Origin of the sequence: Saccharopolyspora spinosa NRRL 18395 (assembly GCF_000194155.1) — a bacterium.
Lineage (GTDB): Bacteria > Actinomycetota > Actinomycetes > Mycobacteriales > Pseudonocardiaceae > Saccharopolyspora > Saccharopolyspora spinosa.
In genome coordinates this window covers 1-23,214 of sequence record NZ_GL877881.1, presented here as the reverse complement: position 1 = coordinate 23,214, position 23,214 = coordinate 1, and the positions used below count along the sequence as shown (strand labels likewise).

The following is a 23,214-nucleotide window of genomic DNA, read 5'->3' as shown; positions in this document are numbered from 1 at the left end:
TCAGCCGCAATTTCCATTGAAATTGAAGATCCGATTTCAATGGAAATTGCGGCCTTGGCCATCAGGGAGTCGCCGTGGTCAAGCTCGATCGGTTGATCAACGTTCTCGGCGGCTTCGGGGCCCGGCTGGGCAGCCCGCCCCGGAGCAGGTCGACGGAGCTGCGTTCGGTGGCGCTGCACGACCCGGCCGATCCCGCCCCAGGCGGTGAGGACGTGCTGCTCGCCGTCGGCGTCGAGCCGGGCGGGGCGGCGGAACTGCTCTCGGCAGCCCACGCCAGCGTCGTCGTGTTCCGCTGCGCTGACCTCGACGAGCAGGCGCTCGCGGCGGCCCGGGCACGAGACGTGACGGTCGTGCTCGTCGACCCGGCCGTGTCGTGGGGGCAGCTCGCGGGCGTCGTCTACGGGCTGGTGCTGGAAGGCCGGGAAACCGAGGCCGGGCGGGGCCCGACCGACCTGTTCGCGCTGGCTGACGCGCTCGCCGACTCCGTCGGCGGCCCGGTGACGATCGAGGACCACCGCTCCGGCGTGCTCGCGTATTCCAGCCGGCAGCACAGTGCCGACCGCGCCCGGATGGCCACGATCCTGGGGCGGCAGGTGCCTGCGGAGATCCGCCGGAAGCTCGTCGAGCGCGGGACTTTCCGGCACCTTGAGACTTCCGACGAGCCGATCTTCGTGGCTCCGCTAGAACCGGAGTCCGTGCAGGGCCGGGCCGTGGTGGCGGTCCGGGCGGGCAAGGAACTGCTGGGCTCGATCTGGGTCCTGACCGAGCACGAGCTCACCGGCGCGCACCGGGCCGCGCTGGTCAGCGGCGCTCGTACCGCCGCGCTGCACCTACTGCGCGCCCGGGCCAGCGCTGACCTGGAGCGGCAGGTCGAATCCGACCTGGTCATCGGCCTGCTGGAGGGGCATGCGGACGCCGCCGCGGTGCTGAGCCGCCTGGGCCTGCGCAGCCGGAGGTACCGAGTGGTGGCCGTGCAGGTGCACGTCGGCGGCGCGCCGGAGGCCGTCCCGCTGCTCGCGTTCGAACGTGCGACAACGGGTTTCGGCTGGTCACGACCCGGTCGCAGCGCACTGTTCGCGAACACCGTCTACACGATCCTGCCGCACGACGACGCCGAGCCCGCCTGCAATTGGGCGCGAGCCCTGGTCCGCGAGCTCGCCGGCGACGCTACTGTCCTCGTCGGCGTGGGTGGACCGGCCGAGCCGATGGAGCTGGTGGACAGCAGGCGGGAAGCCGACGAGAGCTTGGCGATCCATGCGACGAGGGTGGACCGGGTCCCGGCCGTGGTTTACGACGACGCGTGGCACGAGATCCTGCTGCGGCGGCTGCGGCACGCCGCAGCGACCGGCCGCGCCCCGGATCGCGGCCCAGTGGTCGCGCTCCGCCGCCACGACCGCGAGCACGGCACCAGCTACGTCGAAACGCTTCGCGCGTGGCTGGAGTGCCAGGGCGATTTGGGTGCTGCGGCGGCGAGGCTGGCGGTCCACCCGAACACGGTCCGGTACCGGATGCGGAAGATGGCCGAGCTGACGCCGCTGGCCCTCGACGATCCCGACGCCAGGCTCGCGATGATCATCGCGCTCGCCGTGTAGTCCGTTCCGGCCAATCCGGCGGCCGGGATTTGTGTGATTCCGACACTGGTCGGGCGGCGCGGGCCGGGCAAGCTCAACCTCAAGGACGTTTGAGGAGGAAGCATGCGTGAGGACGGGATCGACGGGGTTCCGCGCCGGGCGGTGGTGGTCGGTGCCGGCGTGGTCGGCTTGTCGACCGCTTGGTTCTTGCAGGAGCACGGCGTCGAGGTCACGGTGCTGGACCGCGAGGACGTGGCGGCCGGTGCGTCTTGGGGCAACGCCGGTTACCTGTCGCCGGGTTTCTCGATCCCGCTGCCCGAGCCGGGCGTGCTGCGTTACGGGCTGCGGTCGCTGTTCGACCGCGATGCCCCGCTGTACGTGCCGACCTCGGTGGATCCCGGGCTGTGGTCGTTCCTCATCGGTTTCGCCCGGCGGTGCACGCCCCGGGCCTGGCAGCGGTCGATGCGCGCGTTCGTCCCGATGAACGCGGAGTGCCTGGACGCCTTCGACGCGCTCACGGCGGGCGGGGTGTCCGCGTCGACAGTGCTGGCGCCGATCACGGCGGCGTTCGAGAGGCCCGAGCAGGTCGCCGAGCTGCGGCACGAGTTCGAGCAGATCCGCCGCTGCGGCCAGGAAATCGAAGTCCACGAACTGTCCACTTCGGATGTTGACGTGCCGCAGCTGTCGCCGCGCATCGCGGCGGTGCTCCGGGTGGCAGGGCAGCGCTACGTCGACCCGGGTGAGTTCACCCGGAGCCTGGCGAAGGCGGTGGTCGAACGCGGCGGCAAGCTGCGCACCGGGTTCCGGGTGCGGGACGTGCTGCGCGGCGCCGAGCAGGTGATCATCAAGTCCGAGCAGGAGGAGCGGGTGTCGGCCGAGGCGGTCGTGCTGGCCACCGGTTCCTGGCTGAGCCGCCTGGCGAAACCGCTGGGCGTCCGCACCCCGGTGCGCGCCGGGCGCGGCTATTCCTTCACGGTCCCGACCGAGCAGCCCGTTCCCGGCCCGATCTACCTGCCCGCGGTGCGCGTCGCCTGCACGCCGTACCAGGGCGGGCTGCGGGTCGCGGGAACGATGGAGTTCCGCCCGGCGGACGACCCGCTGGACCGCGGCCGCATCGAGGCGATCGTGCGCTCCGCGCGACCGCTGCTGCAGGGCGTCGGCTGGGACGTGCGCCACGACGAGTGGGTCGGCGGCCGACCGGTGACGACCGACGGGCTACCGCTGATCGGGCGGACGAAGATGACCGGCGTCTACGTCGCTGGCGGCCACGGCATGTGGGGCCTGACGTTGGGGCCGCTCACCGGCCGTCTGCTGGCGGAGCAGATCGCCACCGGCAAGCGCCCGGCGCTCCTGCGACCGTTCGACCCGCTGCGATGAGCACCGACCTGACCTCGGCGGAACGAGCGGAACTCGACCGGCTCCGCAGGGAGAACCACCTCCTGCGAGTGGAGAAGGAGATGCTGCTGCGAATCGCCACGGAATACGCCCTGGAGCGGCAGGGCCGGGTCGAATCCCGTTGACGCGCGCGGCCGGAGTGGATCTTTCCCCGAACCGCCACCCGTTCGATCGACTTCCTGGCAGGATGCTCGAGTGGTCGGAGCTGGGGGCGCACGGAGCCTGCAGGAGATCCTGCGGCAGCGGCAGGGCGGCGAGTTCGTCGGTCGCGGCCTGCAGTGCGGCATCTTCCGCACGAACCTGCAATTGCCGCCGGTGCAACGCAAGTTCGTGTTCGGCCTGCATGGGCAGGCGGGTATTGGCAAGACGTTCCTGCTGCGCCAGCTCCGGGAGATCTCGCTGCAGCACGGCGCGCTGGTCGCCGTCACCGACGACAACGAGTCCAACCTGGTGGCGGCGATGGGCGCGATCTCCCGCCAACTGGCCGGCCAGGGCGGCGAGACCCGCGGCTTCTCCCAGCGCCTCGCCGAATACGAACGCAGGCACGACGACGTGCTGTCCGATCCGCAGGCGCCGTCGGAGGCCCGGGAACTGGTGATGTCGACGGCGATCCGGTTCGGCCTCGGTGTGGTGCGTATGGCCGCGCCGGGGCTCGGACCGGTTGCCGACGCCGTCCCACCGGAGAAGCTCCAGGCGTGGATGGAGCAGTGCCGGGCCTACTTCGCGCGGAAGTTCGGCAGCCAGGCCGATGTCCGGTTGCTGCTGTCGCCCGTCGAGGAGCTCACCCCGTTCCTGGTCGACGACCTGCGGAAAATCGCCCAGCACCGGCAGTTGGTGATGCTGTTCGACAACTACGAGCGCACCTCCGAGGTCATCGAGCCGTGGCTGCTGCGCATGCTGCAAGGGCACTACGGCGAACTTCCCCTCACCCTGCTCCTCGGCATCGCCGGACAGCACCCGCTGGATCCCAACAACTGGGGCGAGTACTCGTCGATCAGCGTGACCTGGCGGCTCGACCCGTTCACTTCCGAGGAAGCCAGAACCCTGCTGGACCGCAGGGGCGTCCGCGATCCGGAGTTCGTGGACGTCGTGGTCGAACTGTCAGGTGGGCTTCCGCTGCTGGTCGCGACCCTGGCTGAGTCAGGGCACGATGCGCACGACCCGACGGGTATGGCGGTCGCGCGATTCCTGAACTGGGTTCCCGAGCAGCAGCGCCGCGACGACGCCGTGCTGGCGGCGCTTCCCCGGGCGCTGGACGAAGACGTCCTGGCCGCGTTGGGCTCCGAGAATGCCACCGGCGATCTGTTCCGGTGGCTGCGCGACCGGCCGTTCGTCCACGAACACCAGGGCCGTCTCCAGTACCACCAGGTGGTCCGGGAGACGATGGTGCGCTACGAACGCGGCCGCGCGCCGCGGCGCTTCCGGCAGCGCCACCAAACGCTTGCCGAGCACTTCCAGCGGTGCCGCGAGGAACTCGCGTTGCCGGGTGAATCCGCCTGGTACGACTGGGAATGGCGGGCGCTGCTGGTCGAGGAGTTCTACCACCGGCTGTGCTGGGCTGCGCACCGCTGGTTGCCGGCCGCCCTGGAGCACTGCGCGGCGGCGTGTGACGTCGATGCCGCGACCGCGCAGTCCTGGTTCGACATGTTCGTCGAAGCCGCAAGGGATTCCGCCGCAGCAGTCGTCGTCGCATGCGTGCGGGATCTGCATCGCTTCGTCGCGAACAACGGTGCATTGGAGCTCACCGGGTTGCAGCGGTATCTCCGGCGGCGGTTGGAGCAGTCCGGCTACGGCCAGCCGCTGGACGGCGGAATCGCCCTCTCCGGTGGTGGTTCGCGCGCCTTCGAAGATCAGGAGCACCGAGGGGCGTTGCACCTGTACCAGGGCACGGAGGACTTCTTCGGCGGCGGCACGCACGGGTCGGCGCCGCCGGTCATCGGCGAGTGAAGTTGTGGGCCCCGAACTCGGTCGCGGTGATACCCATCAGCACGAGGTACTGGGCCCCGCCGCACAGGAACTCCGGGTCGCGCAGGCGGCCTTCCTCGCGGAAGCCGAGTTTGCCGTGCAGCGCAAGGGAAGCGAGGTTGCCGTCGTAGATCCCGACCTCGCATTTGCGGTAGCGGCCCCGCCCGAACATGTGCGCGAGCAGGGTGCGGATCGCGTCGGCGGCGTAGCCGCGCCGACGGTGCTGCGGGCCGATCCCGATGCCGTAGCTGAACCGGCCGGACCCGGGTTCGGCCTGGCTGGTGAACATCGAGCCGACCAGGGTTCGGTCGTGCAGGGTCTCGATGGCGAGCTGGATGTCGTCGCCGGATTCCGGGTGGTTCGCCCGGTGCGCCGCCCAATGCCGGAATCCGTCGAATCTCGGGAAGTGTTCGCGCGAGGACTCCCGGTCGAACCGCATCAGGGTGCGCCGGTCCGCAGGCTCGACCTGCCGCAACCGCACCCGCCGACCGACCGGACTCGACGTTGAATCGCGGTGGGCCACCTTGCCGGGGCGGGGTGGGGTCATCGTCATCGGCAACGATGATGCCGGTCGGGCCCCATCGATCTCGAAGCGGGGTGCCGAAAAGCCGGGCGCGTGACCGCCTCGTTAAGGCCGGGGCGGTGGCGCAACACAACCGCGGCCAACATGTCCTGCACATGCCGCGACTGCGGGCATGCGTAGTGGACAACCGCGACGACCACGAGAGTCCGCGTGCGCCTCGGTAGGGGCTACGGATTCACCAGTTCCGGGTGCTGTCGAGTCGGAGTTGTTTCTGGAGCACGGCGGTGGCCTTGCGGACGGCGGACTCGTCCGCGTTGAAGGCAACGGCTGCGTCGGGGTAGGTGGCGTTTCCGGTGCCGGACCAGTAGCGGATCGCCCGGTCGACGGTTGCCGCGATGACCCGGGGTGAGAACCGGGTGAGGAGGTCTTCGGGGCTCGGGAGGCGCCACCAGGCCGCCAGGCAGCGGGCGGTGAAGGTCAGGCCGTGGCGTGCGGTCGTGCGGTCGAGGAGGAGCCCGGCCACGGTGTCGAGCTTGTGATGTGCGGGTGGAGCGTGGGTGATTGGCTTGAGTCGCATCCGGGCGGCCATCCCGAGATGCCAGGGGGCCGCGTAGGGGAAGATTTCTTCCAGCAGCCGATCGGGTGACCACAGCAGCAGGTACGGGAAAGTGCCATGGTCGGTGTAAAGCGTGCCCGCGGTGCCGCCGCGTTGTCCGGAGACCGGATGGTCGTAGTTCTGGCAGGTGAATTTCATCGGCGTGTGGCCGGTGGGGACGCCGATTCCGCGCAGGGCGCCGGCGCTGCCGTAGAGGCGGGTGAGAGCGGCCAGCGGAGAGTCCGGAGCGATGAGCCGGGCGAGTTTCCGGTTTTCACCCGCGCCGATGTAGTTCCAGAATGCCGCGGCTTCCAGTTCCTCGGCCTTGCCCGGCAGAACCGGCTGGGCGACAGGCTGCTTCCGGTCGGCTCGCGGGGGTGCAGCCGCCTTCTCTTTCGTAGGCACCGTTTTAGGTGTCTTGCCGGGATTTTCCCGCGTCGGCTGGGCGGCTTGGTTCCGGGATGGTGGCGAAGGCGCAGCCGGGGGCGGCGTCGTTTTGACAGGGGAACAGGCACTGCAACCGAGGTGGGTCTTCGTCGCCACCAGCGGCGCGCGGACGTCGCAGTTCGGGCAGCGAGTGGGAGCGAGGTCACCTAGCAATGGCAGGTAGTCGAAGACGACGGGCCAGCGGCGGTCGCCACGTCGGATATCGGTGGCCAGACGCCAGGCGGGCAGGTCGATGATGTGCAGCCGGTAGGGCCGCAGCTTGTGCTGGTGGCGGTATTTCTCGCCGATCTCGGCCAGCCGTCGATCACGCTCGGCGATCGTGGCCTGGGCGCGGGCGTCCAGCAGGGCCGCGCGGTCTGGATCGGCATCGGTGCGGCGTTTTTCGATGGCGGCGAGCGCCGCGGCGTAGTACTCGTTGGCCCGGGTGGTCTCGGCGGCGCGCTCGGCATCCGCAGTCTGGGCCAGTACTCGGCCTCGCGACACGGCCGCCTCGTCGAGTACCGAATGCGTGGCGGCTAGCGCTGGGATCAGGGCGTTTCCCGGGATGTGGCGCGCTGGTCCGGTGTCGGTGGCGGCCATGACGTCTCGTACCCGGGCCGCGGCGTGCTCGGGCCAGGCGATCAGCGACGCGACGTCGAGCATGCATTCGGAGACTTCGGTGAACTGCTCCTCGGCCGAGACGGTGTGGCTGACCAGCGCACCCAGTCGCAGCGTCGCACGATGGGTCCGGATCGGTGCGCCGGTCGCGTCGATCCGGCCGTGGTCGACGGGCATGCGGTCGCGGATCAACGCAAGCAGGTCTTCGGTGGACATCGGTTTCGAGCCGTGGGGCAGGGTGAGTGTCCCGACGTCGGCGGCGTCGATGACGGCTCCGGCGGCCGAGTCGATCTCGGGATGTCCGGCACCGAGGAACTGCACGCCATCTTCCCGGGCGATGTCCGGATCATCGGTGATCAGCGTGGACTCCGGCAGGTCGTGCGCGGCGGCCAACTGGTCGGGCAGAACCGTCAGCACCGCCTCGCCCGAGGGTTCCCACAGCCCGCCCCGGGAGTCCAGGTAGTCCAGCCAGAAAGCGAAGGCGGGGTTGCGGCGGCTGGTCATTCGTTGTCCTCCCCGGCCAGGGCATCGACATTGCGCCGATCCGCCAGGTAGGACGTGCGTGCCGCCGCGAGTTCTTCGCCGATTTCGTCCATGCGGCGGGCGAATGCGGATTCGTTCTCGGTCGAGGCGAAGGCCTCGAACACCGCCTTTTCGAAGTCGAAATCCTCGTCGATCCGGCCAAGGATCATGTCGAGTTCCCCGACGACGAGCTCGAACATGTTGATTTTGGTCTCCAGAACGTGCAAGACCCGTTCCTCGATGGTTCCCCGGCAGGCCAGGTTGGTCAGCAGCACATCGTGGGTCTGGCCGACCCGGTGCAGACGGCCGAGGCGCTGTTCGATCTGCATGGGGTTCCACGGCAAGTCGAGGTTGATCATGACGTGACAGAACTGGAGGTTGCGGCCTTCGCCGGCGGATTCCGTGGACAGCAACACCTGTTCGGTGTCGCGGAAGGCTCCGATCACCCGCTCCTTCTCTGCCCGGGGCAGGCCGCCGTGGTAGACGACGGCGCTGATCCCCGCCGCCCGTGCCGCTTCGGCGACCGTGTCCAGGGTCTGCCGGAAAGCGGTGAACACCAGCACCTTCTCCCCGCGCGCCGCGTACTCGCCCAGCTTCGCCGTCAGCACGCGAAGTTTGGCCGGATAGGTGATCGACTTCGCCGTGGCCGCCAGATCGGTCCAGCCGAGTTTGGTCATGGTCGGCGCGGCCGCCGCCGGTGTGGAACCGGCCAGCCTAGCGACCGCGCGCAGCGCCAGTCGCCGTGCGGCGGGCGCTTCCTTTGCCTCGACTCGGATTCGCTCGGTCAGCTCCGCATACAGAGCCTGCTCGTCGGTGTCCGGGGTGACCAGCGTGGTCTCGGCCAGGCGTTGCGGTAGCCGTAGCGCGACTTCGCTGCGCCGGTGGCGCACCATCACCTGGCGGGTCCTGCTCCGCAGCTCCGCCAGATTGCGAGGGCTGTTCACGTCGCCACCGGCGGCGACGTGCCGGGCGCGGAACTGCGCCGGTGTGCCGAGCAATCCGGGTGCGACAAGGGAAATCATCTCGTACAGATCCTGCAGACGGTTTTCCACCGGGGTGGCCGTCAACAGCAGGAGGAACCGCGCACTCAACGCCCGGATCAGTTTTCCCGATGCGCTGCGCGCGGACCGCAGCCGGTGTGCCTCGTCGGCGATCACCAGGTCCCATCCGGCGCCGGTGAGTTCGGCCTTCAGCGGGTCCCGGCGGGCCGCGGCCAGCGAGGCCAGCAGCACCGGCCGGTTTCCGCGTTCATCGATCGCCCGATCCTTGCCGGTTACGATCGCGGTGGGCAGGCCGAACTTGCGTTCCAGTTCGTCCCGCCACTGCTCGACCAGGCCAGCTGGGGTGATCACCAATGTCCGGTCGGCCAAGCCCCGAAGCCGTAGCTCGGAGGCGATCAGTCCGGCTTCGATGGTCTTGCCCAGCCCGACCTCGTCGGCGAGGATCGCCCGGCCTCTCATGCGCCGCAATACGGTGGACGCGGTCTCCCGCTGGTAGTCGAACGGCTCGAATGCCAACTGCGGCAAAGACAACAGCGTGTCGAACCCGGGCCGCCGCAAGACCGAGACCGCCTGGTCCACCAGCGCCGAACGGGCCGGGTCGACGGGCGCGGCCGGGGACAACTGGCCGAGTAGGTTGAGCAAGGTCTCGGGCAAGGCCTGCGGCCCGGCGTCCCCGGGATCATCGCGCTGCGTCACCAACATCGGGCCCACCATAGCGGGGACGACCGATAGCGGGGACAACCGGTCGACCTGCCCAGCGGTGCTGCGACGGTGTTGTGGGAGGCTATCCAGGTGAGTCCGGTGAGTAAGCGACGCAAGCGCAAACCCGCGAAAGGCTGGCGGAAGAGCGGTCGTCCGGATCGCTGTCTGGAGCGCCGTCGCCCGGGAGCGAATTCGATGCGGCGGCTTACCTGAGTGACCTTTCACCGGTGTTGTCCAAGACGGAAGTCAAGGACATTCTGGACCGGCGGTTGTTCGCCGTGCCCGAGCGCGACACCACCTTCCGGGGCGCGGAATTCGGCAGGCTCAACCCCGCCGACCCCGACCAGCGCGGCATCCTGATCAAGGGAGAGCACCCGGAATACCGCCGTGCGCTGGAGGATCCGGCGTGGGAAGGGGAGATAGACGGGGTCAACCCGCGGCTGCACGTGACGCTGCACGAGATGGTCGCGAACCAGTTGTGGGACGGTGAGCCGATCGAAGCGTGGCACGCCGCCCGTCGGATGCTGGATCTCGGGATGGACCGGCATGACGTGTTGCACGAACTGATGAGCGTGGGCGTCGAACATCTGCACGACGCCCTGACCGCCTCAAGACTGGTCGACCTCGACGCCTACCGGCGGGCACTGAACGACCTGGGACACGAGCCCGCGAACACACGTGTCCGGCGAAGCCACACCACTTACCAGGTCAAGGTCGGTATCGTCGGCAGCGAACCGTTGATCTGGCGGAGGCTTTCCCTGCCCGGCGACACGCCGCTCGACGAGCTGCACCACATCCTCCAGGTCTCCTTCGGCTGGGAGGGCTGGCACCTGCATGAGTTCGAGGCTAAGGGCAGGCGCTACACCGATGTCAGCGGTGGATCCAGGCGCGGTGTCCATGACGAACGCAGGGCGACCCTCAGCCTCGTCGCCCCGCGAAAGGGCGACCGGGTGCGCTACACCTACGATTTCGGCGACGACTGGATCCATGACCTTGTGGTGGAGGCCATCGAGCCGGCCGAAGGCGAAGCCCACGTGGTGTGCCTGGACGCCGATCGCGCCGGGCCGCCCGAGGACTGTGGCGGCATCTACGGCTACCAGGATCTTCTCGACGCGACGACCGATCCCCGGCATCCCCACCGGGACCAATACGAGGATGTACTCGGCGAATCATTCGATCCGGCCGCCGTCGATCTGGCGGCGATCAACTCCGTACTGGCCGCGATCAGGATTCCCGGCACCAACTGAGACCGGGTCCGACGTCAGCGGCGCGGCACCATGATCAAGCGGCGTGGACACCACCCGGCCGCTGACGCCGCACCCTGACCAGGCGATTTGTTGCGCCTAACCCTTCAAGGTGCCGAGGAACCGCGCGAAGGCGCCGGAGCTGAAGACCAGCACCGGGCCACCGGGATCCTTGGAGTCCCGAACGCCGACAGCGGTCGGCTGGACAGCCACTTCGACGCACACGCCGCCGTTGCCTTGGCTGTGGCTGCTCTTGCGCCATACGGCGCGGTGAAGGTCTAAGACGGGCACGTTTCCTCCCAGCGGTCACCGGTATTTCTTGATCATGCGAGCGATGAGTTGTCGCGTCTCCGGAACAGACAGCGCGGCAGTGCTCAGTCGCTCGAAGATGACGCTGTACCGAGTGTATTCCGCTGGTTCCCAGAGGTAAGTGGCACCAAAGAAGTCTTCGAGATACACCGTCGAAACTTGCTGGTCGGCGAGGTGCATCAACGCAACTGACGAAGTAACCGCAATCCGGCTCGATTCGAATGGCAAGACCTGCAGTCTAACGTTCGGAAGTTCCGAGAGTTCCAGCAGGTGATCGAGCTGCTCACGCATGACGTCGTTGCTGCCCTGAACGCGGTGCAAAGCGGACTCGGCCAACACGACCTGGAGGTCCAGCGGCCGATTGGTCCGCGTGAGCACTGTTTGTCGCTCCATCCGGGTTTTTACGTGACTCTCCACCAGGCGAGGGTCAGCAGCCGGCTCCCATGCGCGCAACGTCGCGCGGGCGTAGTCCTCGGTCTGGAAGAGACCGGTGATGATCTCCACTTCGTGGATCTTCATCTCCGTTGCTTCGGATTCCAGAGCGAAGAATCGCTGCACCCAGTCCGGAACGGAATCCCGGTGGTATACCTTCGGCCTGGCTCGCTTGGGGAGGCGTTCGGCGAGGCCGAGCAGGTACTTGCGTTGCTGCGCGCTCGCGCCGTAGAAGTCGAGCAGCTGCGCAACTTCGTCCGGTTTCATGCCCTGGTGGCCGTTCTCGATCTTGCTGATCTTCGGTTGCTTGCAGCCGAGGACGTCCGCCGCTTCGAACGTGCTTCGGTCGGCTTTTTCGCGGAGGCGGCGCAGTTCGATGCCGAGCTGGATGCGCAGCATGCGTGGATCAAGTGACGGCGGCATGCGGTACATCCTGGCAGGTTGAGCGTCCCCAGCGGATCACCTGATTCGGTAAATGACTACTGGAATGATTCCTACTAACTTCGGCTCCACGTTGATCGGCAGATGGGAGTGGGGATGTTGGAGCGGCGTTTTTCGCTGGGGCCTTGGGGTGAGGACGAGCTTCCGGCGGTGCTGGAGAACTTGGCCGGGGCTTACCAGCCGAAGAAGTTCGCGCTGTGCGAAGTCGACCGCGACGGCGACAAGGTCGCCGACGCGCGGATCTACCTGTGGGGCTTGGACTTCAGCCGCGCTCCGGGCGGCGATGGCCCTGGGGCGGTGTTCGTCAGTCCACACGGCTGGACGGGTAACTCCGACTCGGCCGAAGGCGCCTTGGAGTGCTTCTCGCTGATCCGCGACCTACGTCTGGTCTGGCTCTGACGGAGCGCGCCTCGCCTCTGGTCACGGGGCCCTGAGTCTTAGGGCAGCTATGGCGACTGTTATAGCGCCCCAACAGCCTCACGGCCCCGTACCTGCGGAAACGGTCGGCCGGAGTCGAGTGGCCTCGCTCACCCCATCAGGGTGTTTTGGTGTTGGAACTCGCCCCCGTGGGGCGGCCATGCGGTGGGACGATTGAGGCGAACGGCCCGTTTGCGTCGTCTAGCTGGTCGAATGGTCCGTTCGCCGCACGCACCCGAACGGCCGTTTGATTAATGTTGCATCGGAGTGCATAATCATCCGCATGACGGTTCGAGTGGCTGTTGCCGGTGCAAGTGGGTACGCGGGCGGGGAACTGCTCCGCCTGTTGCTGTCGCATCCGCAGGTGGAGATCGGCGCGTTGACCGCGGGCGGGAACGCCGGGAGCAAGCTCGGGCAGCACCATCCGAACCTGATGCCGCTGGCGGACCGCGTGCTCACCGAGACCACGACCGCCGAGCTCGCCGGGCACGACGTCGTCTTCCTCGCGCTCCCGCACGGCCACTCCGCCGCCATCGCCGCCGAGCTCGGCCAGGACACGACCGTCATCGACTGCGGCGCCGACCACCGGCTCAACGATCCCACCGACTGGGCCCGCTGGTACGGCGGCGAACACCCCGGCACCTGGCCCTACGGCGTCCCCGAGCTCCCCGGCGCCCGCGACCGGCTCCGCGGCTCCCGCCGCGTCGCCGTCCCCGGCTGCTTCCCGACGGTGTCCTCGCTGGCGCTCGTCCCCGCGCTCGCCGCCGGGCTCGTCGAGCCGGACGCTGTCGTCGTCGCGGTCACCGGCACCTCCGGTGCCGGCCGCGCGCTCAAGCCGCACCTGCTCTCCGCCGAGGTGATGGGCTCCGCCAGTGTCTACGGCGTGGGTGGCGCGCACCGGCACACGCCGGAGCTGATCCAGAACCTCAGCGCCGCGGCGGGGGAGCCGGTGAAGGTGTCGTTCACCCCGGTCCTCGCTCCGATGTCGCGCGGCATCCTCGCGACCTGCTCCGCTCCGCTGCGCGAGGGAGCTGACGCGGACGCCGCGCGCAAGGTCTACCTCGACGCCTACGGTGACGAACCGTTCGTGCATGTGCTGCCCGAGGGTCACTGGCCGCAGACCTCCGCCACGCTGGGCGCGAACACCGTCCACCTGCAGCTGGCGGTGGACCCGGACGCCGGGCGGCTGATCGTCGTCGGTGCCGAGGACAACCTCACCAAGGGCACCGCCGGTGGTGCCGTGCAGTGCATGAACCTCGCCGTCGGCCTTCCGGAGACCACCGGGTTGCCGACCGTCGGGGTGGCGCCGTGACCGGGCTCAAGCTCCGGCTGCACGCCGAGCAGCTGGCGGTCGGCATGGTTCCGGCGCACGCCAACCTTGCCCTGACCGGCGGCACCGCGCCGATCCACGGCAGCCTGACCACCGAGGCGGGGCGCACCATCGTTTTCCCGCATTCGCTGGCCGCCGAGGCCGGTCCCGACGTGCGGGTCGAGGGCCCGTTCCGGGCGCTGGAGGTCGCCGGGCCGCTGGAGTTCTCGTTGACCGGAATCCTGGCCGCACTGCTGGTGCCGCTGGCCGAAGCCGGGATCAGCGTCTTCACACTGTCCACTTTCGACACCGACTGGATCCTGGTACCGGCCGACGGCGCGCAGCGGGCCGCCAACGTCCTCACCGCCGCCGGTCATGCCGTCGAGGCGACGTCATGAGCGTGGTAAGCCGCCCGTTCCGCAAGATGCCCCGGGTGCGGGTGTCCCGCAAAGCAGAGGAGAGCCAATGAGCGTGACCGGACCTGCCGGTTTCCGGGCGGCCGGGGTCGCCGCCGGGATCAAGGCCGCGGGCGCGCGGGATGTCGCGCTGGTCGTCAACGACGGCCCGCAGCAGGCCGCGGCCGGGGTGTTCACCACCAACAAGGTCAAGGCCGCACCAGTGCTGTGGTCGCAGCAGGTGCTCAAGGAGCGCAAGCTCCGCTCGGTGGTGCTCAACTCCGGCTGCGCCAACGCCTGCACCGGCCCGGAGGGCTTCCAGGACACCCACGCCACCGCCGAGAAGGTCGCCGATGTGCTCGGCGTCGGTGCCATCGAGGTCGCGGTCTGCTCCACCGGGCTGATCGGTGAGCGGCTGCCGATGGACGCACTGCTGTCCGGTGTGGACACCGCGGCCAAGGCGCTGGCCAACGACGACCAAGCGGGTCTCGACGCGGCCACCGCCGTGCTCACCACCGACAGCAAGCCCAAGCAGGCCCTCGGGAAGCACGACGCGGGCTGGTCGATCGGCGGGTTCGCCAAGGGCGCCGGGATGCTCGCGCCGAACCTGGCGACCATGCTCAGCGTCATCACCACCGACGCGATGATCGGCGGCGACGACCTCGACGAGGCGTTGCGCGCGGCCAGCCGGGTCACCTTCGACCGGCTGGATGTCGACGGCGGCACCTCCACCAACGACACAGTGCTGGTGCTGGCCTCCGGTGCCTCCGGCGTGGCACCGTCCAAACAGGACTTCACCGAGCTGCTCACCGCGGTCTGCATGGACCTGGTCCGCCAGCTGCAGGATGACGCCGAGGGCGCCACCAAGACGATCGACATCACCGTGCGCGGCGCCGCCAGCGAGTCCGACGCGGTCGCCATCGGCCGCACCATCGCCGAGGACAACCTGGTCAAGACCGCGATGTTCGGCTCCGACCCGAACTGGGGCCGGATCGCGATGGCGCTCGGCCGGGTCGACGCCGAGATCGACGTGGCCAAGCTGGAGATCGCCACCAATGGCGTCACGCTCTACGCCGACGGCACCAAAGCCCGCGACCGCAGCGAGGCGGACCTCTCCGGCCGCGCCATCGAGATCGTCGTGGACCTGCACCTCGGCGAGCACGCGGCGACCATCCTGACCACCGACCTGTCCCACGATTACGTCGAAGAGAACAGCGCGTACTCGTCATGACCCAGCAAGAAGCCAGCAACCGGCTGGCCACCGCGGCGGAGAAGGCCAGCGTCCTCGTCGAGGCCCTCCCGTGGTTACAGCGCTTCCACGGCGCGACCGTCGTGGTCAAGTACGGCGGCAACGCGATGATCGACGACGAGCTCAAGCGCGCCTTCGCGCACGACATGGTGTTCCTGCGGCTCGCCGGGCTGCACCCGGTGGTGGTGCACGGCGGCGGCCCGCAGATCACCGCGATGCTCGACCGGCTCGGCATGGAAGGCGAGTTCCGCGGCGGCTTGCGGGTGACCTCCCCGGAGACGATGGACGTCGTGCGCATGGTGCTGGTCGGCCAGGTCGGGCGGGAGCTCGTCGGGCTGATCAACCAGCACGGGCCGTTCGCGGTCGGCATGTCCGGCGAGGACGCCCGGCTGTTCACCGCCGAGCGCCGCACCGCGACGGTCGACGGCGAAGCCGTGGACGTCGGGCTCGTCGGGGACGTGGTGTCGGTCAACGCCGACGCCGTGTGCGACCTGATCAAGGCCGGGCGCATCCCGGTCGTCTCCACCGTCGCCCCCGACGCCGACGGCGTGGTGCACAACGTCAACGCCGACACCGCCGCCGGGGCGCTGGCAGTCGCGCTCGGTGCCGAGAAGCTCGTGGTGCTCACCGACGTCGAGGGCCTCTACACGAACTGGCCGGACCGTTCCTCGCTGGTGTCGCGCCTGGACGCCGACCAGCTGGCGGAACTGCTGCCCGGCCTGTCCAGCGGCATGGTCCCGAAGATGGAGGCCTGCCTGCGCGCGGTGCGCGGTGGAGTGCCGCGGGCGCACGTCATCGACGGCCGCCTCGCGCACTCGGTCCTGCTGGAGGTATTCACCAGCGCCGGAGTCGGCACGATGGTGCTGCCGGTGCAGGCAGAGAAGGGCGAGAACTGATGACCACCAACGCCGCGGGAGCGCAGCGCTGGCAAGCGTCCATGATGGACAACTACGGCACCCCGAAGCTGACCCTCGTCAGCGGCTCGGGCGCCGAGGTGACCGACGCAGACGGCAAGACCTACCTGGATTTCCTCAGCGGCATCGCGGTCAACGCGCTCGGCCACGCGCACCCCGCCGTGGTGCAAGCCGTCACCACGCAGATCGGCAAGCTCGGCCACGTCTCCAACCTCTACGTGCACGAACTGGGCCTCAAGCTCGCCGAACGGCTGCTGGACCTCGCCGGCGCGACCGGCCAGGGGCGGGTGCTGTTCTGCAACTCCGGCGCCGAGGCCAACGAGGTCGCGTTCAAGATCGCGCGGTTGACCGGCCGGGCCAAGCTCGTCGCCGCCCACGGCGGCTTCCACGGCCGCACGATGGGAGCCCTGGCGCTCACCGGGCAGCCCGCCAAGCAGCAGCCCTTCGAGCCGATGCCGCCCGGCGTCGTGCACTTGCCCTACGGCGACGTGGCCGCGCTTGAGTCCGAAGTGGACGACAACACCGCGGCGGTCTTCCTGGAGCCCATCCAGGGCGAGAACGGCGTGGTCGTGCCGCCCGAGGGCTACCTGCAGGCAGCCCGGGAGATCTCCACCCGCAACGGCGCGCTGCTGGTGTTCGACGAGGTGCAGACCGGCATCGGCCGCACCGGCTCGTGGTTCGCCTTCCAGCGCGCGGGCGTCGTGCCCGACGTGATCACCCTGGCCAAGGGCCTCGGCGGCGGCCTGCCGATCGGAGCCTGCATCGGCATCGGCGCCGCCGGCGACCTGCTGCACCCCGGCCAGCACGGCACCACCTTCGGCGGCAACCCGGTGGTCTGCGCCGCGGCGCTGGCGGTGCTGGACACCATCGCCGCCGGCGGGCTGCTCGAACACGTCGAGCAGGTCGGCAAGGACCTGGCCACCGGCCTGCAGGAGCTCGACCACCCGCTGATCGGCGAGGTGCGCGGCGCGGGCCTGCTCGTCGGCATCGGCCTCACCGAGCCGGTGTCGGCCAAGATCGCCGCCGCCGCGCAGGACGCCGGCTACCTGATCAACCCCATCCAGCCCGACGCGATCCGGCTGGCCCCACCACTGATCGTGCGCCCCGAGCAGGTGCAGCGGCTGCTCGCCGACCTGCCCGCCTGGCTCGACGCTGCCAAGGAGAACCACTGATGCCCCGGCACTTCCTCCGCGACGACGACCTCACGCCCGACGAACAGGCCGAGGTCCTCGACCTCGCCGACCAGTTCAAGGCCGACCCGCTCGGCTCCGACGCGCTGGCCGGGCCCAAGTCGATCGCGGTGATCTTCGAGAAGAACTCCACCCGCACCCGCCTCTCCTTCGAGGTCGGCATTGCCCAGCTCGGCGGCCAGCCGGTCGTCGTGGACGGGCGGATGATGCAGCTCGGCCGCGAGGAGACCATCGAGGACACCTCGCGGGTACTGTCCCGCTACGTCGACGCCGTGGTGTGGCGGACCTTCGCGCAGGCCCGCATCGACGCTATGGCCTCGGTGTCCCGCGTGCCGGTGATCAACGCGCTCACCGACGAGTTCCACCCCTGCCAGGTGCTCGCCGACCTGCAGACCATCCGCGAACGGCACGGCGAGCTCGCCGGGCTGACCCTGACCTACCTCGGCGACGGCGCCAACAACATGGCGCACTCCCTGATGGTCGGCGGTGCCACCGCCGGCATGCACGTCCGCATCGGCGCGCCCGAGGGCTTCCGGCCGCTGGACTGGGTGCTGGACATGGCCAAGAAGCGCGCCGCCGAGACCGGCGGCTCGGTCGAGCTGTTCAACACCCCGAACGGCGCGGTCGAGGGCTCGGACGTGCTGGTCACCGACTCCTGGACGTCGATGGGGCAGGAAAACGACGGCAAGGACCGGGTCAGCCCGTTCCGGCCGTTCCAGGTCAACTCCGAGCTGTTGGCCGCCACCGGCAAGGCCGACACCAGCGTGCTGCACTGCCTGCCCGCGCACCGTGGCATGGAAATCACCGACGAGGTGATCGACGGCCCGGCCAGCGCGGTGTTCGACGAGGCAGAGAACCGCCTGCACGCGCAGAAGGCGCTGCTGGCGTGGCTGGTGCGACGACCATGACGACCCGCGTCGCGCGGCAGGCCCGCATCATCGAACTGGTCGCGTCGATGGGCATCCGCAGCCAGACCGAGCTGGCCAAGCTGCTCGCCAGCGACGGCATCGAGGTCACCCAGGCGACGCTGTCCCGGGACCTCGACGAGCTCGGCGCGGTCAAGCTGCGGGGCGCCGACGGCGGGGCGGCGGTCTACGTCATCCCCGAGGACGGCAGCCCGGTCCGCGGTGTGCAGGGCGGCACCTCGCGGCTGAGCCGGCTGCTCGGCGAACTGCTCGTCGGGGCCGACGGGGCGGGCAACCTGACCGTGCTGCGCACCCCGCCGGGCGCGGCGCAGTTCCTGGCCAGCGCCATTGACCGGGCCGTGCTGCCGGAGGTGGTCGGTTCCATTGCGGGCGACGACACCGTGATGATCGTCGCCCGCGAGCCCCTCACCGGGCACCAGCTGGCCGAGCGGTTCCCGCGGGGGAACCGCAGACCGAAGTGGACGCCGAAGCGCGGTCCACCGTGGACGGCAGGGGACAGGGTTCTAGGGAGCAAGACGATGAGTGAGCGGGTAGTGCTGGCCTACTCCGGTGGCCTGGACACATCCGTGGCCATCGGCTGGACCGCCGGGGAGACCGGCGCCGCGGTCGTGGCGGTCGCCGTCGGGCAGGGCGGAGAGGACCTAGAGGCGGTCCGCAAGCGGGCCCCGGCGTGCGCGGACGACTCCTTCGACCAGCGCCTGGCCGGGGGCTTCGGCCAGCTGTTGGGCCTGCCCAGCAAGATCGCTGCCCGGCGCACCCAGCGCGTCTGACACCGGCAGGATGGGCGCGCACCACCCCATCACCCGGTGCGAGCGCCATTTCGCGAGAATTCGACCGCGACCCGGGTGAACGTCGATTCCTCGCGAATTCGGCACCCCCGGCACGAACCGCACCGACATCAACAACCTGACACGACTGAGGGAACACCGTGACGCAGCAAGGCAGCGAGCCCACCAAGCTCTGGGGCGGCCGGTTCGCCTCCGGCCCGGCCGAAGCGATGGCCGCGCTGAGCCTGTCGACCCACTTCGACTGGCGACTGGCGCCCTACGACATCGCCGGCTCCCGCGCCCACGCCCGCGTGCTGCACCGCGCCGGGCTGCTCACCGCCGACGAACTCGAGCGGATGCTCGCGGGCCTGGACACCCTGGCCGCCGACGTAGAGGCGGGCACCTTCCAACCGGTGATCGACGACGAAGACGTGCACACCGCCCTCGAACGCGGCCTGCTGGAACGCGTCGGCCCGGAACTCGGCGGCAAGCTGCGCGCCGGCCGCTCCAGGAACGACCAGGTCGCCACCCTGTTCCGGATGTGGCTGCGCGACGCCAACCGCCCCGGTCGCGGGGGTCCTCGACATCGTCGACGCCCTCGTCGCCCAGGCCACCGAACACCCCGAGGCGGTGCTGCCCGGCCGCACTCACCTGCAGCACGCGCAACCGGTGCTGCTGGCGCACCACCTCCTCGCGCACTGCCAGGCGCTGCTGCGCGACGTCCAGCGCTTCCGCGACTGGGACGCCCGCACCGCCTACTCGCCCTACGGCTCGGGCGCCCTGGCGGGCTCCTCGCTCGGGCTCGACCCGCAGGCCGTCGCCGCCGATCTCGGCTTCGCCGGTGCCGTCGACAACTCCATCGACGGCACCGCTTCGCGCGACTTCGCCGCCGAGGCCGCGTTCTGCCTCGCGATGCTCGGCGTGAACCTCTCGCGCATCGCCGAAGAGGTGATCATCTGGAACACCGCCGAATTCGGCTATGTGACCCTCGACGACGCCTGGGCCACCGGCAGTTCGATCATGCCGCAGAAGAAGAACCCCGACGTCGCCGAGCTGGCCCGCGGCAAGTCTGGGCGGCTCATCGGCAACCTCAGCGGGCTGCTGGCCACGCTGAAGGCGCAACCGCTGGCCTACAACCGGGACCTGCAGGAGGACAAGGAGCCGGTCTTCGACTCCGTCGAGCAGCTGGAACTGCTGCTGCCCGCGATGGCGGGCATGCTCGGCACCCTGACCTTCCACACCGAACGGCTCGCCGAACTCGCGCCCGCCGGCTTCACCCTCGCCACCGACATCGCGGAATGGCTGGTGCGCCAGGGAGTCCCGTTCCGCGTCGCGCACGAGGCGTCGGGGGAGTGCGTGCGCACCGCCGAGGCCCGCGGCGCCGGACTTGAGGAACTGACCGACGAGGAGCTCGCCGCGGCCAACCCGGCGCTCACCCCGCAGGTGCGCGAGGTGCTGACCGTCGAGGGCTCGATCGCCTCCCGCGACGCGCATGGCGGCACCGCCCCGAACAGGGTCGCCGAGCAGCGCGAACGCGTCGTCGCCGGAGTGCGGCAACATCGCGAGTGGCTCTCCAAGTGATCACGGTTTGGGCACGACCGGTAGGGTCGAGCGTGTGAGTCAGGTGACACGCGACGAACTAGCCCTCGACCCGCTGTGGGTGGCGCGCCGCTTGCTCGGCTGCGAACTGCGTTCGACGAGCCCGCAGGGGGCGGTCGGAGTGCGCCTGGTCGAGGTCGAGGCCTACCGCGGCATGGACGACCCCGCGTCGCACTGCTACCGCGGGCGCACCGAGCGCAACGCGGTGATGTTCGGCCCGGCCGGCCACCTGTACGTGTACTTCGTGTACGGGATGCATTTCTGCATCAACGTCGTGTGCCTCACCGACGGTGTCCCCGGCGCGGTCCTGCTGCGCGCCGGGGAGGTCACCACGGGTACCGAGCTCGCCCGCTCCCGGCGGCCAGCCGTCCGCAAAGACGTCCAGCTCGCCAGCGGGCCCGCGCGACTGGCCGGGGTGCTCGGCATCACCCGCGAGCACAACGGCGTCGACCTCACCAGTCCGGAGTCGCCGATCCGGCTTTTCAATGGCACTCCGGTCGGCGAGGACGACATCCGCAGCGGGCCCCGGGTCGGCGTCGCCGCGGCGATGGACCTGCCGTGGCGGACCTGGGTCGACGGCTCGTCGGCGGTCAGCTCGTACCGGCGTGGCGGGCGTCGCCGCATCCAGGCCCGGACGTAAACCCGGTTGCGGGGATGCGCGAAACTGAACGTCGTGAGCGAGCACATCCTTGACGAGCTGACCTGGCGCGGCCTGATCGCGCAATCCACCGACCTCGACTCGCTGCGGCGGGAACTCGACGACGGGCCGCTCACGCTCTATGCCGGTTTCGACCCGACCGGCCCCAGCCTGCACGCCGGGCACCTGATCCCGATCCTGACCCTGCGCCGCTTCCAGCAGGCCGGGCACCGGCCGGTGGTCCTCGCCGGCGGCGCCACCGGCCTGATCGGCGACCCGCGCGACGTCGGCGAGCGCAACCTGCACGACGAGAACACCGTGCTGGAGTGGACGGACAAGATCCGCGACCAGCTGTCCGCGTTCGTCGACTTCGACGATTCGCCGACCGGGGCGATCGTGGAGAACAACGCGCGCTGGACCGCCGACCTGCCGGTCACGGCGTTCCTGCGGGACATCGGCAAGCACTTCTCGGTGAACACGATGCTGGCGCGGGAAACCGTCAAGCGGCGGCTGGAAACCGACGGCATGTCCTACACCGAGTTCAGCTACATGCTGCTGCAGGCCAACGACTACGTGCAGCTGTACCGGAAGTACGGCACCCGGCTGCAGCTCGGCGGCTCCGACCAGTGGGGCAACATCATCGCCGGGGTCGACCTGGTCCGGAAGCAGGAGTCGGTCGCGGCGCACGCGCTGACCCTGCCGCTGGTCACCGACTCGGAAGGCCGCAAGTTCGGCAAGTCCACCGGCGGCGGCAACGTCTGGCTGGACCCGACGATGACCACGCCGTACGCCTGGTACCAGTACTTCGTCAACGCGGCCGACGCCGACGTCGCGAAGTACCTGAGGCTGTTCACCTTCCTCGACCGCGAGGAGATCGACGAACTTGATCGGACCACGGCGGAGCGGCCGCAGTTGCGGGCCGGCCAGCGTCGGCTCGCCGAGGAGCTGACCACGCTGGTGCACGGCGCGGACCAGACCCGCAAGGTCGTCGCGGCCAGCCAGGCGCTGTTCGGCAAGGGCGAGATCGCCGATCTCGACGAGGCGACCCTGGACGCCGCGATGGCCGCGGTGCCGACCGCGGAGGTCCGTCTTGCGGATGCTCTGACGATCGTGGACCTGCTCGTCGAAACCGGCCTCGCGACCGGGAAGGGCGCGGCGCGGCGCACCATCAAGGAGGGCGGCGCGTACGTCAACAACGACAAAATCGCAGATGAGGAGTGGTCGCCGGACAAGGACGACCTGCTGCACGGCCGCTGGCTGGTAATTCGCCGTGGCAAGCGTCACACTGCGGGCGTCAGGGTCGTGCATTAGCCTGGAATCAGCACCGGAAAGGGCGCTGAGCTGCATGTTCGGTTCCTTCCGGGGTTGACTTGAGCCGATTTGACTTGGTGCGGATCAACGCGTAAATTATTTCAGGTCAGCGCGGAACGGGCCGATGAAAACGGAACGGGCACTGACACGGGTCGCGAACCAAGCTCCTGCCTTCTGGTGGTAGAGTGGGTGCCCCGATGGAAAACCGAAATTTCTGGCGGGCTTTTCGTCCGCAGGACGAGGTTGCGGTTTCCAACCAGATCTTTGATACAACAGTGCTTGGCTGTGGCCGAGTGGAATAGCGAGCCGAAATTCGGCGGTGATCCGGTGGGGTGACCCCCCGGTGAGCCCGAAAAAGGGCCTGCTACTCTGGTCGATAGCAAAAGCACAAGAGGAAATGCTCCCCGGAGCTTCCTGGCCGTTGGCTGGGGGTGATGGTGTGGGTGTGTTCTTTGAGAACTCAACAGCGGACTGTTTTGGTTAGTGTTCTTTTATGCCCCCGACCATGCGGGAGGGGCGTCGGGACGACCGCAACCGCGATGACCGGCCCCGCCGGTTCGACGACCAGGGCGGCCGTCGAGGCTTCGACAATCGCCGTGACGATCGTGGTGGTTTCCGTCGCGATGACCGTCGAGACGACCGCGGGCGCGACGACTTCCGGCGCTATGACCGGCCGCGTCGCGATGATTCCCGCCGTGACGACCGTGGCCGTGACGACCGTGGTGGCTTCAAGCGTGACGACCGCAGGGATGATCG

General features: G+C 69.3%; 19 protein-coding genes and 3 pseudogenes. 17 read left to right on the top strand and 5 right to left on the bottom strand.

Annotated features, from left to right (window positions below):
* The first annotated feature begins 74 nt into the window (after positions 1–74).
* The 4 genes from SSPN_RS0133390 to SSPN_RS47005 all read left to right on the top strand — a co-directional run bounded on the left by SSPN_RS0133390 (position 75) and on the right by SSPN_RS47005 (position 4,913).
* On the top strand, positions 75–1,592 hold the full coding sequence (locus SSPN_RS0133390; RefSeq protein WP_010313602.1) for a PucR family transcriptional regulator: 1,518 nt from the start codon (positions 75–77) through the stop codon (positions 1,590–1,592).
* Positions 1,593–1,694: 102 nt separating this feature from the next.
* Entirely contained in the window at positions 1,695–2,948 is a 1,254-nt protein-coding gene (locus SSPN_RS0133385; RefSeq protein ID WP_010313599.1) for an NAD(P)/FAD-dependent oxidoreductase, read from the top strand.
* Positions 2,945–3,091: a hypothetical protein gene (locus SSPN_RS57965; RefSeq protein WP_010313597.1), complete on the top strand. Its 147-nt coding sequence runs from the start codon at positions 2,945–2,947 to the stop codon at positions 3,089–3,091. The genes SSPN_RS0133385 and SSPN_RS57965 overlap by 4 nt, the downstream gene beginning before the upstream one ends.
* A 70-nt stretch (positions 3,092–3,161) precedes the next feature.
* Positions 3,162–4,913, top strand: a complete 1,752-nt coding sequence (locus tag SSPN_RS47005) for an ATP-binding protein (protein WP_010313596.1) — start codon at positions 3,162–3,164, stop codon at positions 4,911–4,913.
* On the opposite strand, the gene SSPN_RS47000 is transcribed toward SSPN_RS47005, so the two are convergent.
* The 3 genes from SSPN_RS47000 to SSPN_RS0133360 form a co-directional block, all read right to left on the bottom strand.
* A complete protein-coding gene (locus SSPN_RS47000) occupies positions 4,900–5,484 on the bottom strand; it encodes a GNAT family N-acetyltransferase (RefSeq protein WP_394378655.1) in 585 nt (194 codons plus the stop codon). The genes SSPN_RS47005 and SSPN_RS47000 overlap by 14 nt on opposite strands.
* 205 nt (positions 5,485–5,689) lie before the next feature.
* Positions 5,690–7,597 (bottom strand): hypothetical protein, encoded by a 1,908-nt coding sequence (locus tag SSPN_RS0133365; protein ID WP_010313589.1) that lies wholly within the window; start codon positions 7,595–7,597, stop codon positions 5,690–5,692.
* Positions 7,594–9,318 carry a DEAD/DEAH box helicase gene (locus SSPN_RS0133360; RefSeq protein ID WP_158309682.1) on the bottom strand — a complete coding sequence of 575 codons (1,725 nt, stop codon included), beginning with the start codon at positions 9,316–9,318 and terminating at the stop codon, positions 7,594–7,596. Before SSPN_RS0133360 ends, SSPN_RS0133365 begins: the two co-directional genes overlap by 4 nt.
* 230 nt (positions 9,319–9,548) lie before the next feature.
* Between SSPN_RS0133360 and SSPN_RS52540 the strand changes: the two genes are divergently transcribed.
* Positions 9,549–10,565, top strand: coding sequence for a plasmid pRiA4b ORF-3 family protein (locus tag SSPN_RS52540; RefSeq protein ID WP_143539536.1), 1,017 nt, complete (start codon positions 9,549–9,551; stop codon positions 10,563–10,565).
* A 96-nt stretch (positions 10,566–10,661) separates the two neighbouring features.
* Here SSPN_RS52540 and SSPN_RS0133350 read toward each other — a convergent pair whose 3' ends face one another.
* Both SSPN_RS0133350 and SSPN_RS0133345 read right to left on the bottom strand, forming a co-directional pair.
* Complete coding sequence (locus SSPN_RS0133350) at positions 10,662–10,853, bottom strand: DUF397 domain-containing protein (protein WP_010313582.1); 192 nt, start codon at positions 10,851–10,853, stop codon at positions 10,662–10,664.
* Between the two features lie 15 nt (positions 10,854–10,868).
* Complete coding sequence (locus SSPN_RS0133345) at positions 10,869–11,726, bottom strand: helix-turn-helix domain-containing protein (protein WP_010313580.1); 858 nt, start codon at positions 11,724–11,726, stop codon at positions 10,869–10,871.
* A 114-nt stretch (positions 11,727–11,840) separates the two neighbouring features.
* Here SSPN_RS0133345 and SSPN_RS0133340 point away from each other — a divergent pair, with 114 nt between their 5' ends.
* The 12 genes and pseudogenes from SSPN_RS0133340 (at position 11,841) to tyrS (ending at position 22,458) form a co-directional block, all read left to right on the top strand.
* On the top strand, positions 11,841–12,143 hold the full coding sequence (locus SSPN_RS0133340; RefSeq protein WP_029535982.1) for a hypothetical protein: 303 nt from the start codon (positions 11,841–11,843) through the stop codon (positions 12,141–12,143).
* 301 nt (positions 12,144–12,444) lie between these two features.
* Positions 12,445–13,473 carry an N-acetyl-gamma-glutamyl-phosphate reductase gene (gene argC, locus SSPN_RS0133335; RefSeq protein ID WP_029535981.1) on the top strand — a complete coding sequence of 343 codons (1,029 nt, stop codon included), beginning with the start codon at positions 12,445–12,447 and terminating at the stop codon, positions 13,471–13,473.
* The gene (locus tag SSPN_RS0133330; protein ID WP_010313574.1) at positions 13,470–13,868 is read left to right on the top strand and encodes an ACT domain-containing protein; all 399 of its coding nucleotides are present in this window, start codon (positions 13,470–13,472) and stop codon (positions 13,866–13,868) included. The genes argC and SSPN_RS0133330 overlap by 4 nt, the downstream gene beginning before the upstream one ends.
* 67 nt (positions 13,869–13,935) lie before the next feature.
* On the top strand, positions 13,936–15,096 hold the full coding sequence (argJ, locus tag SSPN_RS0133325; RefSeq protein ID WP_010313572.1) for a bifunctional glutamate N-acetyltransferase/amino-acid acetyltransferase ArgJ: 1,161 nt from the start codon (positions 13,936–13,938) through the stop codon (positions 15,094–15,096).
* Positions 15,093–16,010: an acetylglutamate kinase gene (gene argB, locus SSPN_RS0133320; protein ID WP_010313569.1), complete on the top strand. Its 918-nt coding sequence runs from the start codon at positions 15,093–15,095 to the stop codon at positions 16,008–16,010. Before argJ ends, argB begins: the two co-directional genes overlap by 4 nt.
* A complete protein-coding gene (locus SSPN_RS0133315) occupies positions 16,010–17,200 on the top strand; it encodes an acetylornithine transaminase (RefSeq protein WP_010313567.1) in 1,191 nt (396 codons plus the stop codon). Before argB ends, SSPN_RS0133315 begins: the two co-directional genes overlap by 1 nt.
* Positions 17,200–18,126, top strand: coding sequence for an ornithine carbamoyltransferase (argF, locus tag SSPN_RS0133310; protein ID WP_010313565.1), 927 nt, complete (start codon positions 17,200–17,202; stop codon positions 18,124–18,126). The genes SSPN_RS0133315 and argF overlap by 1 nt, the downstream gene beginning before the upstream one ends.
* Positions 18,123–18,596 (top strand): annotated as a pseudogene (locus SSPN_RS58810) (arginine repressor); the annotation flags it as partial. The gene argF and the pseudogene SSPN_RS58810, both read left to right, overlap by 4 nt.
* A gap of 66 nt (positions 18,597–18,662) precedes the next feature.
* Positions 18,663–18,818: pseudogene (locus tag SSPN_RS58805) on the top strand (argininosuccinate synthase domain-containing protein); the annotation flags it as partial.
* A gap of 323 nt (positions 18,819–19,141) precedes the next feature.
* A pseudogene (gene argH / locus SSPN_RS46985) lies at positions 19,142–20,492 on the top strand (argininosuccinate lyase).
* Positions 20,493–20,526: 34 nt separating this feature from the next.
* The gene (locus tag SSPN_RS0133295) at positions 20,527–21,150 is read left to right on the top strand and encodes a DNA-3-methyladenine glycosylase (RefSeq protein ID WP_029535980.1); all 624 of its coding nucleotides are present in this window, start codon (positions 20,527–20,529) and stop codon (positions 21,148–21,150) included.
* 33 nt (positions 21,151–21,183) lie between these two features.
* The gene (gene tyrS, locus SSPN_RS0133290) at positions 21,184–22,458 is read left to right on the top strand and encodes a tyrosine--tRNA ligase (RefSeq protein ID WP_010313559.1); all 1,275 of its coding nucleotides are present in this window, start codon (positions 21,184–21,186) and stop codon (positions 22,456–22,458) included.
* Positions 22,459–23,214 lie beyond the last annotated feature (756 nt).